This is a genomic window from Roseiconus nitratireducens (genome assembly GCF_008629675.1).
GTDB lineage: Bacteria > Planctomycetota > Planctomycetia > Pirellulales > Pirellulaceae > Stieleria > Stieleria nitratireducens.
Map to the genome: position 1 here is coordinate 385,504 of NZ_VWOX01000005.1, position 16,766 is coordinate 402,269.

Consider the following 16,766-nt stretch of genomic DNA (forward strand, 5'->3'; position numbering starts at 1 on the left):
CCCACGTCCCTGACTGCGGCTGCCAGGGAGTGGCAATCGGGTACGGCCACCGTCTGGCGACGGTGGCTACGTTGGCGACCGTCAAGAAAAGCGGCGGCTGAAAACCCCCAGCAGTCCGCCCGTGCAGCACAACCCGACCAGAGCCATTGCAAAGACGGCCCCGGTCGCCCGCAGACGGTCTCCCACCTCGGCATTCTTCCACGCCCGAAGAATCTTCTGCTGCTGTTCTGGTCCGAATTGCAGTTCCACGGCGATCTCTTTCAACGCTTGATCGCCGCGCACCAAATCACCGACGTAACGGCGTCCGACCAGTTCGTCGTCGATCCACTGACCATCCAACATCGCATCGTCGCAAACCCAGCCGGTGCGTTCCTTGACGTACAGCGCCACGGCCGCCCTCTGCAACACATCCAACTCGGCTTCGCACTGCTGCATCGTTTCACAGCCGCTGGTCACCACGACCCAAGTGTGCACGGGAGATTTGAGATCAGGTTCCTGATCGACCCAGGCAGGTCGGTCGTCGGGATAGACCACATGGTCCAACGGCGCGACCGACAACTCCGATCTCGACGATTTTGATTCCGATGCAGCAGCGTTCGCGTCAACCGTCGCTTCCGGTTCGCTGACCGACTCGATCTTGGACTCGGCGAAGGCGACCGATGAAATGAACCCGACAAGCAGGCAAGCGGCAAAGGCAGGGCCCAGCGATTTCATGCGTGCACCTCGACGTTAGGTTTTGAATTGGGTTGACGAGTTTGAACCAGCCGCGGGTTGATCCACGGTGCGGACATCTGCGTGGCGATTGCCAAGCCACCGGCAATCAAGATTCCGGCCGGCTGCGGCATCGGCAGGAATTGATGGATCCCCCAGGCCGCGACGCACACGACCGCAACACTCCACAGACTCAAGCGAGTGCGACGCAAGGGGTCCACCGGCTTCCACCAGCGGATCGCACCAAGCAGCACGGCAAAGTGGGCCATCATCCCCGCCGCCCGAATGGTTCCGTCATCACGATACAACGCTTGCGGCAGGTCCCGTCCTAGCAGTCCGCTATCGGAAACCTGCATCGGCAACATCAAGAACTCGTTCAATCCGTACGCAGCCAGCCCCACGCCGGCGCCGACACCGGCCAACACCAGCCGCCTGGGAAGCCCCTCGCCTTCATCGCGTTCCCACAGCTTCCCCAATCCCAAGATGCCCTGAGCGCCCAACAAGATCACCAGAGCGATCCAGAAATAAGGAGCCAATTCGACCGCGGAGATGTTGCCGCTACGCAATCCGATCACACCGGCCGCGACCGTCATGGCCAAGACCGTCAGCGCCGATGCGATCCAGGAGGTGTTCAGCTCCGCCAGTCGCACCAGGTTGTGTTTCGCTCGCAAAGAATGCCGGACCTCGCTCCGCCACTGGTTCCGCGAACGCGGGTAGCTGGGGGGACCGGATTGCGATGCGATCTGGTGTGCACGGGCGTAGCTGGGCTGTTCACTGGAATGCAACACCATCTGACGGATGATGTAGTAGGGAACATAAATCGCCCCCAAAATCGACAACACCGGGAGCAACCAGTGGGTATTGACGAACAGCACGAACGCCACCAAGACGCCGATCCAAAACCGGGAGCGTGGGGATTGCTCCAACGACTTCCACCACACCCTCAGATCCGCCATTGATTTTCGCACGGCACGCAACAGCGGCTCATCCGGTGGCGATGCCAACGACCCCGCGCCGTGTGCCATGGCCGGGCCCGAGTCAGATGCCGCGCCGGCGTGAACGACTCCCGCGGTGCCAATTCCCCCGTGACCCTGGACGACACCGGCACCGTGCAGAGGGGCGCCGTGAAGGGGGGCGGCGTGCGGGGTGCGCGACGTCGGGTTGCCCGAGCTCGTGAAAGACTGGGTCCCGACGGCCGACATCGATGCGGAGGCGGGTGCTCCGGCCAACGTCGCAATGGCGACCGCATCGGACGCCAGTCCCAAGTTGGCAAGCATCTCCGAGACGGTCGCGGGACGCTTTCCCGGGTCCTTCTCGAGTGCCGCAGCGATCGTTTCACGGTACGGTGATGGAATGTCGCTCAAATCCGGAATGGACGTCAAATGTTTGACGATGATTTCGTGACAGCTTTCTCCGTCAAACGGCACGCGTCCGGTCAAGAGCTCGAACAGCATCACGCCCAAGGCGTAAACGTCGATCTCACGTCCGTAGTGTCCACGGCCGATCTCAGGGGCCATGTAGTGAAACGTGCCGACGCTCTCGGTATGACCACCACGCTGCGATGACGAAATGAATTTGCTTAACCCATAGTCACCAACTTTAACGATTCCCAAATCGTCAAAGACGTTGCCCGGCTTCAGGTCTCGGTGGACCAGACCGGCCGAATGCAGGTGATCCACCCCGGAGGCGATGCCGGCGAACCAACGCCGGGCCTGAGTCTCGGGAAGACCGTCAGGATGCTTGTCCAGCACGTCGCGCAGGCTCTCACCGGCGACATATTCCATCACGACCCACGACCCGCCGTCGGCGTCACGACAGATGTCGTACAGGGCCACCAGATTGGGATGCTTCAGATTCAAACACTGCGAAACGCCGCGCAGTTCGATTTCCAGATTGCGCTGGATCCGCTTCAACGCGACTTCCTTCCCCGCATCACTTACGGCGAAGTAGACCTCGCCGAATCCCCCGATACCGACGCCACGCCGGATCGTGTACGGCGGCAGTGGACGACTACCGGGGGGAAATGTGAAGGACATGGGGCGAGGCTGGTCGGGTGGCGAGCCGAGAATTGTTTCATCAATCGTACCCGCCATTTTATCGCGCTCCCGGACGGCGTCATCCGGAATCTCGCTTTCCGATGCGACCGGATTGTCGCTTTTGCCCCGTGCTTTGCACTTCCACGGCTGCAGCCATCGCGCCGCGCCGCCGCGTCCGTTCCGGCAGCTCTTTGCCCCACCGGTCGCCTCCTGCTCCACCCGGGCAGAACTCGCGGTTTCGGACGGTCGCGTCTCTTGCGTGTCGTTGCCGTGAAGGGTCATGGTTGCGTCAACGCGAGAAGGGGTTGCGGGGGTGATCAGTTTCATACTTGTTCCAACGTCATATCCAGTTCATCAACCGAAACACGCTGTCCTGGCACCAGTTCGACAAACTCGGACCAAACGTTGGCACCGCGCGACATCGGAGAACTTTGGCTCTGACGGTGCTTCGCGTGCCAGCGACCATCGCGGAACAGCAAGACCGCCGCCGAATCCCTGCCGCTCAAGCGGATGTGGTTGTTCGACGCCCGGCCGATCAACACGGTCTGGTCCACCAACAAAACCCGGTCCACGTGGCCGCTAAATCGGTGTGGCGGCGCGAGCGACAGAACCGCCGAACCGGACAACGGTGAAGGTTGCTCCAGAGACAGCTTCGTCACACCGGTGATCGGCAGGTGTTCTCCGGTCCGCAACAATCGCCGCTCCAGCGATGACGCGACGTCTGCCGGCGAATCCGTCGCCGGCACCCAGAAGTAGTCGCTACCCTGACGAATCAGTTCGCCCTCGTGGCGACGCCAATCCGACCGAACTTGCACCGCAGCGTCACTGTCCGGCCGCATTCCACCGACACTCACCCGCTGCCGGGTCACCAGCAAAAAGCCGCCGCATCCGTCGACCCACAAACGCCACATCGTGCGGCGGGGACGATCGGTTGTGCTCGCGAAAAGGCCGTTCATCGAATCGTCATGCGGGTCAAGGACGGTGGGAATCGAAACAAACAGTGAGAATCAATACCGGAGTGAACCATCAAACCAAGAACCGGAACCGCGTCGGTCGCCGGTTCTCCAGCCAAGCGCGAATCAGTCCAACTGGATGGAAACCAATTCTTTGCCGTTGCTTTGCTCCTTCTCGAAGTAGCTGGCAATGTCGTCCAACAGGTTCTCGTCCTGGGGCTCATCCAGATCAATTTCGCCGAAGTACTCCGCATCAACCTGCATCGTCTCTTCTTCGACGTCGATTCGAGTCGCAATCTCGTCCAACAAGCTGCGCGTCTGCGAGAGTTGACTGTCGTCCAGATTCAACTGGCTGGATGTCTGGGCAACCCGCAACGCGCCCAATCGCGCCTGCAAGTTCTCGACTTCGACCTCCAGTTGTCGTCGGGCGCTCAACATGGCTTCCATGCGTTCCTCCGCTGCGTTCAGCGAAGCTTGGCGGGCCGACAGCATTTGCTGCAGTTTATCCGCGGTGGCCCGACGGGTCTTGTAACGCTTGAAGCGATTCTTCAGATCTTCCTGGACCTGGGTCGAGGTGTAAGACCTTCCGGCGTAGGTGAAGTACTCGTTGCCGCCTTCCAGGTCACCGCTCAAACGCTGAATATCGCCTTGAGCTTTGGCCAACCGCGTTTCGGTTTCGTCCAATTGCTTTTCCAGGTGGACGACCTCAATTTTCTCGCGGGCGATTCGTTTCGCGTTGTCAGAGATCTCCGGCTTCAGATCGGTGATCATCTGGCGGGCACGCTTCAGTTCCCATTCCAGGGGAACCGAGTTGCTGGCGGAGTCGCGGAGCGAACTCACCCCGCAACGGAGGTAGCTCACCACGGGCACGCCGACGGCCAGGCTGGACATCAGGGCGACGGCGCCCCCGGCCAAGATTGCTTTTCGTAACATGGATCTAAATCCCCAAAAGTGACGGTTGACGAGAGCCGAAACGCGGGGCCGGCTCGGTTTTCGCCCATCTGTTCGGCACAGAATCCGGGATCTTGGGGCGGTCACCGTGATTTTTTCGTCGCTTCCGTTTTTTTCATCGCCCCGGAAACGGCATCTGGGCGTGGACGGACAGACCGGAAGCTAAATCACGGACCGGGAGCAAAAAAAAATGCCCGCGGAACAGGTCCACGGGCACGTCCTGGAAAGTTTGGATCCGACGTCCGGTCACTCGCCGTCGTGGGACCGGTTGCTGCGAAGCAGGTAGTGGAGCGGATCTCGTTGACTATCCGTGCGTAAGTGATCAACCAACACCGACAAATCGGGCGAGGTGTTCGGCTGAACAGTCTTTGGGGCAAAACCGCTGTCCGAGACAGCCGCTTTCTGCTCCGCGATCGTGCCGTCGCCGGCGATATCCCCTCGAGGATGCGCGACGACAGGCGGTCTCTTGCTCTCTGCAATCACCATGGGAAGCCTTGGATTAAAGGTGGAGAGGAGAGAACCACGGACGGATCAATAAATAAGTTCGGGAATTGCGATATTCCGCAATGGAAGTCCGTGGTTCCGGTGAATCAACAAACAAATCCGTGGCGGACAACCGTCAGGCCCGTCCGCTCTCACCATCTTAACGCACCAGCATGTCAGGACGAATCCAGTGAAATTGGATCCGTGGCGACATTTGGCAACGCGGCGGATTCTTCCCCGCTAGCAAATTAGTCACATCGGGGGGATTTCGGTCGCCTTGCGATGGCCGTTGTCTATCAGAGGGACGTCGTAGTTTGCCCAGACCGAACAGCAGGAAAGAAAGTTACGACCGGTTCGGGGGCGGACGATTCAGGAAGCAATCGGTGCGCATCCCAGTCGCCTCCGACGAACTTCCTGCCACCGACGAACTCACCCCCGTGATCGATGCCAAGCATTCCGCTTCTCCGGCCACATCCGCTGGCATTCCTGGTCTGGACCCTCACCGTCGGAGTCATCCTGGCGGGTTGTTCCAGGACCTGGAATCGCCGCACCGCCGACCGGGAAGCCGCCTGCCTTGTACGTGAGAAGGGGGGAACGTTCGGCAGCACCGGTGTGTATGCGGATCCCTACAGCCGTCTGGCAGACCCATCGTCGATCGATCACCCGCCGATGCCTCCGGATGACCCCACGTCCCACACGCTGATGCACCGAGTGGACGGTAAGAAAGGGTTCAAGGGATGGGACCGCTTTGGGAGGCTTGCGGAAGTCGAATCGCCCTATTGGAAAGATTCTCTGGTGCTCGATGATGAGGGAGTCGCGGTCGTGGACCTGCGGGAAGCCGTGCGACTTTCCCGCCTGCATTCACGCGACTTCCAAACCAATATCGAAACGCTTTATCTCTCCGCCCTGGACGTCTCCTTCGAGCGGTTCCGTTTCGACTATCAACTGTTCGCCGGTGTGGACACTTTCGCGACGTCCCGTGGTCGTCGCGTCGGAGCGCAAAGCCCCTACACGTTGGACTCGTTCGTCGGAACACGGAAGCTGACTGCAACCGGAGGCGAAATCGTCGTCGGTTTCGCCAACTCCTTGTTGTGGGACTTTTGGGGCGACGACACCGATGTGTTTTCGTCGGCGATCGATTTCAGTTTGCTGCAACCACTGTTGCGGTTCGGCGGCAGGGCTCGTGTGTTGGAAAGCTTGACGCAAAGCGAACGAAACCTGCTGGCCAATGTCCGCCAACTGGAACAGTACCAACAGGGATTCTTTGTCGAGATCATCACGGGTCGCAATAGCGGCCCGGGTCCATCGCTGGGCAACAACGTCGGCTCACCGGGGCTGGGCGTGATTGCCGGCACGCCGGGAGGTCGCAGCGGCGCGCCCAGCGCCGGCGGGTATCTGGGGCTGCTGGAGGCTCAGCAGGAGATCCGCAACCGAGCCTCCAACATCGCCGCTCTTCGCGACAGCCTGGCGCAATTGGAAGCCGCCTTCGACGCCAACCGGATCAGCAGCCGGCTGCAGGTGGATCAGGCGCGTCAGGCGTTGCTGAACGCGCAAAGCAGCTTGCTGATCGCCCAAGCGGCCTATCAAACGCGGCTGGATGCGTTCAAGGTTCAAATGGGTTTACCGCCGGACCTGCCGCTGGAGATTCAAGACCCGCTGCTGGAACGTTTCATCCTGATCGACCCGGCGCTGACCGATTTGCAAAACACCGTCGAACAGTCTCTCACAGCGCTGCGGATGATGCGTGACCAGCCCGATGCGGATCGATTGAAATCGATTCGAAACGATTTGGTGTCGCTGGCCGAGCCCATCGCAGAGCAGGTCGACGACGCCAGGGAAGACATGCGGCGATTGGACGCGATCCTGCCGCAACGGCGGGAGCAATTGTTGCGGGTTGAGAACACCATCCTGGAATTGAACGCCGACGTCGATCCGCGGGTCTACGACGTCGATGCGATGCAGCAACGCGTCGCGTCGTTGCAACGGCGCGTTCCAGAGATTGAAAACAAACTGGCCTTGCTGTTTGCGGCCACCGCTGCCGACCAGAACGGACCGGAACCCGCCCCCGCAGGCGACGACACGCAATCCGTGGAGCAGACCTGGAATCTGTATTTGGCGAACGCCACCGAGCTGTCTGACCTGCTGCTGGAACTCTCGCTGGTCCATGCGGAAATCCGACTGCAGGGCATCACCCTCCGTCCCACCGACATCCCGCCACCCGAAGCGGTTCAGTACGCGCGCATGAATCGTCTGGATTGGATGAACGCCCGCGCGAATCTGGTCGACAGCTGGCGCAAGATTGAGTTCTTTGCCAACGGGCTGAAAAGCGATCTGAACATTGTCGTCGACGGCCAGCTGAGCACGCGACCGGACAACGTGTTCGAGTTTGACGGGGACCGCAGCCGCATCCGTTTCGGGGCCCAGTTTGACACGCCGACGGCGCGGCTGGCCGAACGGAACCGTTACCGCGCCGCATTGATCAGCTACCAACGCGCCCGACGCGATTACATGCTGTTTGAGGACCGGATCAAACAGAGTCTGCGAAACACGTTGCGCACGATCACCCTGAGCGAGATCAATCTGGAGGTCCGGCGGGCGGCCGTGCAGGTCGCAATTGCCCAGGTCGACATCGCCCGCTTGAAGCTGAATCCTCCGGTTCGTCCCGATCAACCCAGCCGGACCTCTCCCACCGCGGCGCGTGACCTCGTTTCCGCACTTTCTGATTTGCTGGACGCGCAGAATGACTTTCTGAACGTTTGGGTCGCCAACGAGGTGCTGCGGATTCTGCTGGATTTCGAGATGGGAACGATGCGGCTGGACCCGTCGGGCGTCTGGATCGACAGCGGTTTCTCGGACGATTTGGAGATGCCGGTCGAACCGGTCGAGGACGGATTGCCGGAGATGTTGTCGGCACCCGGAATCGAGGCGGAACTGATTCCGGCCGGTCCGTCAGAGGGCCAGGCACTTCCCGAGCCGAAATCTGTACCACTTTTGGGACCCGAGCTGACACCGGCACGTCCGTAAGCTATAGTTGCGAGTCCCTCCGGAGCCCAAATTTTGGGCTCCCCCCACCCACCCATTGCCCACCCGACCAGTTGCGTTTCCGGTCTGACTTTCGGAAACGGACAGGATCCGCCGCCGCAGGTCCGTTTTTGCGCGGCCGATCAGGGCTTTCCGCGTAACCGCTGTGCCGTCGTGATGAAAGACCGTCACCACCCCGCCGACGCGTGCGAGCATCGAACCGCCGAAGTCAAACAAGACGCGCGAGCCGACCGCCGGGCTGCGACCATCGAGTCGACCCTGGTGTTGGCCACCGCCTTCCTGTTTCTTTCGGGGCTAGCCAGTCAGCTGCTGTTCGGAAACGTCACCGCTTTGATTTCGAACTTTTTCGAGGACCGTCCGACGCTGGAACTGCTGACGACGCGGCCCACCGTGGGACCGTTTTCCCACATCGTTTTGGAACGCGGCGAGATTGAAAGCAGCAGCAATGTCGAAGTCCGATGCGAAGTCAGCTCGCGAGGATCTTCCGGGACCAACATCTTGCAAATCGTGCCTGAAGGCACCTGGGTCGACGAAGGCGATTTCCTGGTCCGGCTGGATGATGCCGCCCTGCAAACGCAGCTGATTCAACAGCAGATCGTTTGCAGCAATAGCCAGTCGGCCGTGATCGAGGCCAAGGCGAATTACGATTCTGCCAAGCTGGCTCTGGACGAATACGACAAGGGAACCTTCAAGGAACAATTGGAAAAGCAGCAGAGTGACGTCTTCGTCGCCCGCGAGAACATGCGGCGAGCGGAAGAGTACCTGGTCTACAGCAAACGCCTGGCCAGTCGCGGGTACGTTCCGGAAGCGCAATTGGAGGCCGATGCGTTCGCAGTCGAGAAGGCTCGCAAGGAGCTGAAGGTTGCAGAAACCAAACTGGAGGTGATGCAGACCTACACGCGTCAAAAAATGTTGACGCAATTGAACGCGGACATCGAGACCGCAAAAGCCCGGCTGCAGTCCAAAGAAAAGACTTGGGAGCTGGACAAGATTCAGCTTCGTCAGATTGAAGACCAAATTGCCAAGTGCACCATCACCGCCCCCTGCAGCGGTCAGGTGGTCTATCAGAACAAGCAGAGCCGCAGCAGCAGCACCGTGTTGATCGAAGAAGGTCTACCCGTCCGCGAGCGTCAGGTCATCATCAATTTGCCCGACCCGACCAAGATGCGTGTGATCGCCAAGGTGCACGAATCGCGAATCGGCCATGTTCGCCCCGGCTTGCCCGCCAAACTGCTGTTGGATGCCATGCCCGAAACGGAACTGTCGGGACACGTCACGCAGGTCAGCGAGTACCCGTTGCCAGCCGTCAGCGCCTACATGGATCACGTCAAAGAATACGAAGTGGCGATCGAAATCGATTCGCCGCCCAAGGGGTTGCGGCCGGGCATGACCGCCGAAGTGCGGGTCCTGGTCGACGAGATCGACCGGGCGCTGCAATTGCCGATCGAAGCGGTGACCGAGGACGAGGGTCGATTCTTCTGTGGAATTCCGACCGCCGACGGCGGCTTGTCGGCCCTGGAGATTCAAGTCGGCCAAGCCAACGAAACGGCCGTGATCGTCAAGGAGGGGCTGCGTGAAGGCGCCCCCGTCGTGCTGAACGTCACCGATCCGGACGTCGCCGAAGAACTCAGTGCGGCGATCGCCAATCTGTAGCATGTTTCGGGACCGAGGTCCCGTTCCTCCGACCTCGCTTCCTTGCCCCGTCGCGGCAATGCCATGTCCACCGCCGTCGAGTTGTCGGATCCTCCGGAATCGCTGCACTCCGCCCACGCGCTGACGACGGCGCTCCGTATCCGGGATCTTCGCAAGGACTATCCGCTGGGCAACGAAACCCTGCACGTGCTCAAAGGGATCGACCTGGATGTCCCGCACGGCGACTACGTTGCCATCATGGGCCCCAGCGGTAGCGGCAAGAGCACGCTGTTGAATCTGCTGGGCGGATTGGACACGCCGACGTCCGGCGAGTACCGGATCGGCGATCAAGACGTCTCGAAACTGAGCGACGACGAACTGTCGGCGATTCGGGCCAGCCGAATCGGGTTCGTCTTTCAAGCCTACAACTTGCTTCCGCAGCTGGACGTCGTCGAGAACATCGAGGTGCCATTGGCCTACCACGGTGGGATGTCCCGTTCGGACCGGATTCGAACTCAACAGTTGATCGACCTTGTCGGATTGGGGCAACGAAGCGACCACCGCCCCACGCAGCTTTCGGGTGGCCAGCAACAACGTGCCGGAATCGCCCGCAGCCTGGTCAACCGTCCCGAGTTCATCCTGGCCGATGAAGCCACCGGGAATTTAGACACGGCCACCACCGAAGAGATCTTGGAGCTGTTCGACCGATTGAACGGCAGCGGTTGCACCATCGTGATGGTCACTCACGAAGAGGAAGTCGCTGCGCGGGCCCGGCGCATTGTTCGGCTCCGCGATGGCGTGATCGAAGCGGACGAGCGGTTGCGTCCCCCGGCGGAACCAGATCCGTCCGCCGAAACCGATATCCTCTTCAGCAGCGGACCGGAAGCTGGCGAATCGGAATCCCGCCGCCCCAGCCAGCTGTCGCTGCGGATGCGTGATGTCCGCGTCGGGATGAAAACCTTGTTGATGCATCCCCTGCGATCGATGCTGACCGTGCTGGGAATCTTCATCGGTGTGGCCAGCGTGATCTGGTTGCTGGCGATCAGCGAGGGGATTGCCGCGAAGGCCAACCAACAGATCGAAGAGCTGGGGGCCAACAACATTATCGTCACGACCTCGCGGCCGTCCGGAGATCAGGTCCAGGGCAAGAAGATCTACTTCTATGGGCTGACCGAAGAGGACTGCCATCATTTAAAGGAATCGATCCCATCGGTCTCGATGGTCATTCCTTTCTATCGCCGCAGCGGACGTGAATTCCGATATCGGGATCGTCTCGTGACGGGCGAAATCAACGCTTGCACGCCGCAATACCGCGAACTGTACCAGTTGGAATTGAGCCGCGGTCGATTCTTGCTTCCCAAGGACGGTGAAACGCGTGCCAACGTTTGCGTGCTGGACCAGGAGGTGGCCCATCAACTGTTTCGCCATGAAGATCCCATCGGCCGATCGATTCACGTTATTGACGATTACTTTCAGGTTGTGGGCGTGACCAAGGCGCGGGGTGAGATTGAACGCGTCAAGGGAACGACCGCCGGGCAAGATTTCTCCGACAACGTTTACATCCCGCTACAGACCTATTGGACACGATTCGGGGAAGCCTATTCGACCGGCAACAACGGCGGGCGAGCGGTTTCACAAATCACGCTACGCCTGAAAGATCAGGACGAGGCCGTTGCGACCGGCCAGGCGGTCGAACGAGCCCTGCGGCGAACGCACCTGTTCGAGGACTTCGAGATCGGGATTCCGTTGGAACTGTTGCAACAGGCTCGGAACACGCGGTTGATGTTCATGGCCATGATGGCGTTGCTGGCTAGTATTTCTCTGCTGGTCGGTGGCATCGGCATCATGAACATCATGTTGGCCACGGTGACCGAACGCACGCGGGAGATCGGCATCCGTCGCGCCTTGGGTGCTCGGCGCAAGGACATCACACGCCAATTCCTGATCGAAACCGTCTTGCTATCGGTGTGTGGGGGTCTGACCGGAATCGTGGGCGGATTGACCTGCAAGCGTTTGCTCGCCGGACTCCGCTGGGTGGCGGAAACGTCCTTCCCGGAGCTGATGGCTTCGCTGCCCGAAACCGTCCAGTCGATGGAACCGGTGATCATTCCCCTCTCGATCCCGATCGCGTTCGGGATCAGCGTCACCGTCGGAATCGTGTTCGGAATCTATCCAGCGATTCGCGCCGCGGCGATGAACCCGATCGAAGCATTGCGTCACGTCGGGTGAACCAGTTCCGGGAAAGTTCTTCACCACCGGCAGCGTGACGGCGCCGAGAAGCCGTGACGGCGCCGGGAAGCATCGACACTCAATTGATGCTGAAAGGCGGGGGAAAGGGCCGCTGACCGTCGTCCCCAGACCCGGTCGATTCTTGTTCGGTTCCGGGCAGCTTTGCATTCAGTTGCAGTGCCCCCCCGGAAAGGTTCTCGATCAACCGTTTCGCCCGTCGATCCACATCCGGCTCGGCCAGCAACTTCAACTTCGCCGACACGGCCAGCGGCAACGTGTGGGCGATGATGTCCGTGATCGGCCCCAATCCCATCGTGCTTGACATCAATTCGTCCAAGCCCTGTTGGACCGAATCGGTCGATGGAATGACTTCTCCAAAGGCCTGCAGCAGATCCCCGCGCAACTTGGATCGCGTCGCCGATCCGCTGGGGGGATAAAGATCATCCTTGACGTCAACGCGCGCGATGCGGAAACAACGCCCCGCATCAATCTCCTCCGTCACGACTCCACGACGAATCCCGACCAACAGAATATTGTGCCGCTCGTCTTCCAGTTCGACGTGGGACACGATGCGTCCCACGCAAATGGTTTGGGCGATCGGCGGTTCGCCCACCGTGGCGTCATCGTTGCTGGTCAACGTCGCCATTGCGATCAACTCGTCGCTCTCCAATGCCTCAGCGAGCATTTCGCAGTACCGAGGCTCGAAGATATGCAACGGCTGCATCGCGTGCGGAAACAAGACCAGCGACGGCAGCGGGAACAATCGCACTTGGCCGTCGAAGTCCTCTGGCAGCCGCGTCAAATTATCAAGATCACCCATCGCGAAAATCGCTTCTCATTCGTCGGCGAACGCCATCAAAATCCGCAGCACATACCAGAACAGCAGCACCACGGATGCGAACAGCGCGAGTGCCGCGGCCACGTGCTGGTCGGTCCGGTAGTGATGCAACACGTTGGAGGTGTCGTAAAGAATGTAGCCCGATGCCAAGGCCACCATGGCGACGCTGAACCACAAGCCTAACGAGAAGCCCATGATCGCCCCGACGACAATGGCGCCCAATGCCGCGATGCCACCCAGCGCCAAGTAGCGTCCCCACCCGGCAAAGTCTGCGCCGGTGAAGAAAACGAAGGCGGTCAATCCGGCGAAAACGATCAACGTGATCATCGCGGCCAGCAACGGCGTCCGCGGGTCGACATACACAATGGCGACAAACAGCAACGGACACAGAAGCAGCGCTTCGGCGACGACGTACAGCCCCAGTCCGGCATATTGCTTGCCCGGCGAGGCCCCCGTGGTCGCCCACGAACGCGCGATCCAGCTGACCACCATGAAGGCCCCCAAGGCGATCAACCAGGTCCAAGGCGTGACGCTCTGGACCAGCTGAACCATTTTGGCTTGCGGCACCACGGCAAAAATCACCGCCTCAATCGCGACCAACGCGACGATCGCCCCGAACAAATGCGTGTAGGTGCGACGGATGAAGCTGGCCCGGGCTGATTCGTCCGCGAAGGCGGCGGGCATCCCGGCTTCCGCCGGCGAGTAGGGATTGACGTTGCTCACGGCACAAAAGCCTCAGGAGTGCTTGAAAGGAGGGCGGATCATCCGCTGACCGATTGATCGCTCCAACTATACCATCTCGCCGGCCAACCGGAGACCGTTCCCTCGGCGATTGAAGTCAATTCGCAACCGCCAGGCCGCGTCCTTCCCGCCCGCGTTTCAGACGTCGCAGTGGCGGAGACGTTCACCGCGCGGTGACTTCCGGTGCGGCACTCCAGCTGCCAATCCACCCCCAGTTCCGCAGCACGGCTGGCGTCGTCCTTGTCCGCTTTTGGGAGTTCCAGCGCGACAGTTTCGGAGCATCCGGAACGAACGGACCGAACGGCACCAAACGAACGAAGCGCCCAACAATCAATCTCGCCGCGACCGACGTGGATTCACATCGAAGCGTTCGAGATCGCCCGAGATCGTTGTCGCCGGGCAATTCATATGGCGATGAAACAAGCCGGACGCTGAATCTCGCCAGGTCGAAGTCGGTGTGCATCGCCGCCCAAGGGCAGCCGTCTCGCGTCGTCGCCAGGGTGGACGGCCACGCGGTTGTCGAACCGTCGTCGCCATGGCGAACGCCAGCTTTGACGTCGCAGGACCCTGCGTGCCGCTGGCGGACCGCTGCGGGTTCCGTCGAACGTCCGGTCCGAAACAGAACCGACCGCCCGAGCGCCGATCGGCCCCGGCGGTGGCACCGAGCTTCCGGTGTCACCCACGTGGACGAAGTCCGCGCGTCCACCCGTGGAATCCTCCGCAATCCTCCCGCCCCCCAACCATTGATGACTCAAACTTCCGATTCGAAACGCACTTACTTCGTCACCGGGTGCGCCGGTTTCATCGCGTCGCGGGTCGCGGCACTGTTGCTGGAAAGTGGACACCGTGTCGTCGGCGTCGACAACTTGAACGACTACTACGACGTTTCGCTGAAGCAACACCGGGTGGACTCGCTCACGTCCGAGCGATTCGAGTTCCATCCGGTCGACATCGAAAGTGCCGCGGCGTTGGCCCCCCTGTTCGACGCCAACCAGTTTGATGCCGTCTTCAACTTGGCGGCACGTGCCGGGGTCCGGTACAGCATGGAAAACCCGCACATCTACCTGACGACCAATTCGATCGGCAGCTTGAATTTGCTGGACCAGATGCGGCGGACCGGAGTGAAACAGTACGTGTTGGCGTCCACGTCATCGTTGTACGCCGGACAGCCCACGCCGTTCGTGGAAACCCTACCGGTCAACACACCGATTTCACCGTACGCGGCCAGCAAGAAAGCGGCCGAAGTGATGGCGTACAGCTATCACCACTTGTATGGGATCGACGTCTCCATCGTCCGCTACTTCACGGTCTATGGTCCGGCGGGGCGTCCGGACATGTCGATCTTTCGCTTCATCCGCTGGATCGATGACGGGGTTCCGATCCAATTGTTTGGCGATGGTGAGCAATCGCGAGATTTCACCTACGTCGACGACATCGCCCGCGGAACCATCGCCGCCGCGAAGCCACTCGGGTACGAGATCATCAACTTGGGTGGTGGCGGCACTCCCGTGTCCTTGAATCAGCTGATCGGCATGTTGGAAGAGCGGTTGGGCAAAAAGGCGGTGATCGAGCACCACCCGTTCCACAAGGCGGACATGCACACGACCAGCGCCGACATCAGCAAAGCGGGCAAGCTGCTGGGATGGAAACCGCAAGTGTCGCTGGAACAGGGGTTGGATGAGTCGGTCCGCTGGTATCGCGCCAACGAGCCCTGGTCGCAAAAAATCGTGCTGCCCTAGCCAACCACCCCGCCACCACCCCCGCTCCCACCTCAATGAAGTTGTCGCAACCACGCCGCCAGATTCTGTTCCTGAATCGATCCTACTGGCCGGACATCGAAGCCACCGGCCAGTTGTTGACCGATCTGTGCCGCGGCCTGACCGGCCGATTTGACGTTCACGTCGTCTGCGGTCAACCCAACAGCCCCGAACGGAATTGCCACTACCGCAAGCAAGGAACCTCGGTTCACGATGGAGTCACCATTCATCGGCTGCGGCATCAACAATTTCGAAAAAAGAATCCGTTCGGACGCATCCTGAACCTGGTGTCGTTCTATCACGCCGCACAGCGTTACCTGGCCAGAACCAGGCTGTCTCCGGCGTTGGTGATCAGCGAAACCGATCCCTTCCTGCTGCCGCTTGCCGGCGCGAAGTATTCCCGCCAAATCGGCGCGAAACATTGTGTGTACCTGCAAGACATTTACCCGGATGTCGCCGAAGCCGTAGGAAAACTGAAACTTCCGCTGATCGCCTCGCGCCTGCGTCCGAAGTTGCAGCAAGCCTACCGCGACGCGGATCGGATTATTGTGCTGGGACGCTGCATGCGACAGCGATTGGTGCGGGCCCCGTGGGAGTTGCCGGAAGACAAAATCGAAACCATTCCCAATTGGGCCGACTGCGAAACCGTCCGGCCGGTGGATCCGGCAAGCAATGCGTTTCGACGGCGGCTGGGGCTGGAGGATGCGTTCGTCGTCATGCACAGCGGCAACATGGGATTGACGCAGCGTCTGGACGTCCTGATCGATGCCGCCGCGGATCCCCAGTGGCCCCAACAAGCCAGGTTGCTGCTGGTCGGCAACGGTGCCTCACGCGACCGTTTGATCCGACAGGCGGAACGATTGCGGTTGTTGGGAAACCGGATTCAATTTCTGGATTACCAGCCCCGCAGTGCCCTGGCCGAAAGTCTTTCGGCGGCCGATGTTCATGTGGTTTCCATGCACCAACGGATCACCGGATGCCTGTGCCCCAGCAAGCTGTACGGAATCCTGGCCGCCGGACGTCCCGTCATCGCGGTTGCCGATCCGGAGACCGACCTGTGGCAGACGATTGACGAGGGAGACCTCGGTTGGTGCGTCCCACCGGGTTCACCAGGAGCGATCGCCCAGGCGGTCGCCCGCGCATCCAAGGAAACTCGTGCCGAGAGCCTGGCGACGTTCGCACCAGCGCTGCTTGATCGCCAACGGCGCGCCCGCGACCAGGCGCTGTGTTACTTTGATCGCCCGGTCGTGGTCCAAAAATTCGAACAGGTCCTGTGCAGCATCCTGTCGGATGAATCGTTGGACGTCCAAAAACCGGCTCCGATTGTGACGCTGGATCCGATCAGCACCGAAGCCATCTTGACGCCGTAGCGGTGTAGCAAGTTCACGGACAC

The 16,766-nt window shown here is 60.6% G+C and carries 11 protein-coding genes; 5 read left to right on the forward strand and 6 right to left on the reverse strand.

The annotated features are described in order from the left end of the window. Positions 1–81: 81 nt before the first annotated feature. The 4 genes from FYK55_RS11575 to FYK55_RS11590 all read right to left on the reverse strand — a co-directional run bounded on the left by FYK55_RS11575 (position 82) and on the right by FYK55_RS11590 (position 4,633). Positions 82–714 carry a hypothetical protein gene (locus FYK55_RS11575; protein WP_150076553.1) on the reverse strand — a complete coding sequence of 211 codons (633 nt, stop codon included), beginning with the start codon at positions 712–714 and terminating at the stop codon, positions 82–84. Further along, the gene (locus tag FYK55_RS11580) at positions 711–3,074 is read right to left on the reverse strand and encodes a serine/threonine-protein kinase (RefSeq protein ID WP_235908622.1); all 2,364 of its coding nucleotides are present in this window, start codon (positions 3,072–3,074) and stop codon (positions 711–713) included. The genes FYK55_RS11575 and FYK55_RS11580 overlap by 4 nt, the downstream gene beginning before the upstream one ends. After that, positions 3,071–3,703 (reverse strand): hypothetical protein, encoded by a 633-nt coding sequence (locus FYK55_RS11585; protein ID WP_150076554.1) that lies wholly within the window; start codon positions 3,701–3,703, stop codon positions 3,071–3,073. Before FYK55_RS11585 ends, FYK55_RS11580 begins: the two co-directional genes overlap by 4 nt. Before the next feature lie 123 nt (positions 3,704–3,826). Then, complete coding sequence (locus FYK55_RS11590; protein ID WP_150076555.1) at positions 3,827–4,633, reverse strand: hypothetical protein; 807 nt, start codon at positions 4,631–4,633, stop codon at positions 3,827–3,829. 945 nt (positions 4,634–5,578) lie between these two features. On the opposite strand from FYK55_RS11590, the gene FYK55_RS11595 reads away from it, so the two are divergent. The 3 genes from FYK55_RS11595 to FYK55_RS30095 all read left to right on the forward strand — a co-directional run bounded on the left by FYK55_RS11595 (position 5,579) and on the right by FYK55_RS30095 (position 12,037). Then, the gene (locus FYK55_RS11595) at positions 5,579–8,158 is read left to right on the forward strand and encodes a TolC family protein (RefSeq protein WP_150076556.1); all 2,580 of its coding nucleotides are present in this window, start codon (positions 5,579–5,581) and stop codon (positions 8,156–8,158) included. A gap of 174 nt (positions 8,159–8,332) precedes the next feature. Continuing rightward, positions 8,333–9,829, forward strand: coding sequence for an efflux RND transporter periplasmic adaptor subunit (locus FYK55_RS11600; RefSeq protein WP_161604447.1), 1,497 nt, complete (start codon positions 8,333–8,335; stop codon positions 9,827–9,829). A gap of 63 nt (positions 9,830–9,892) precedes the next feature. Beyond that, entirely contained in the window at positions 9,893–12,037 is a 2,145-nt protein-coding gene (locus FYK55_RS30095) for an ABC transporter permease (protein WP_390621722.1), read from the forward strand. Between the two features lie 79 nt (positions 12,038–12,116). Here FYK55_RS30095 and FYK55_RS11615 read toward each other — a convergent pair whose 3' ends face one another. Beyond that, a complete protein-coding gene (locus FYK55_RS11615) occupies positions 12,117–12,857 on the reverse strand; it encodes an LON peptidase substrate-binding domain-containing protein (protein ID WP_150076558.1) in 741 nt (246 codons plus the stop codon). 15 nt (positions 12,858–12,872) lie between these two features. After that, on the reverse strand, positions 12,873–13,598 hold the full coding sequence (locus FYK55_RS11620; protein WP_150076559.1) for a Bax inhibitor-1/YccA family protein: 726 nt from the start codon (positions 13,596–13,598) through the stop codon (positions 12,873–12,875). Between the two features lie 764 nt (positions 13,599–14,362). Between FYK55_RS11620 and FYK55_RS11625 the strand changes: the two genes are divergently transcribed. Continuing rightward, on the forward strand, positions 14,363–15,355 hold the full coding sequence (locus tag FYK55_RS11625) for an NAD-dependent epimerase/dehydratase family protein (RefSeq protein WP_150076560.1): 993 nt from the start codon (positions 14,363–14,365) through the stop codon (positions 15,353–15,355). Positions 15,356–15,390: 35 nt separating this feature from the next. Beyond that, a complete protein-coding gene (locus FYK55_RS11630) occupies positions 15,391–16,743 on the forward strand; it encodes a glycosyltransferase family 4 protein (protein WP_150076561.1) in 1,353 nt (450 codons plus the stop codon). The last annotated feature ends 23 nt before the right edge of the window (positions 16,744–16,766 follow it).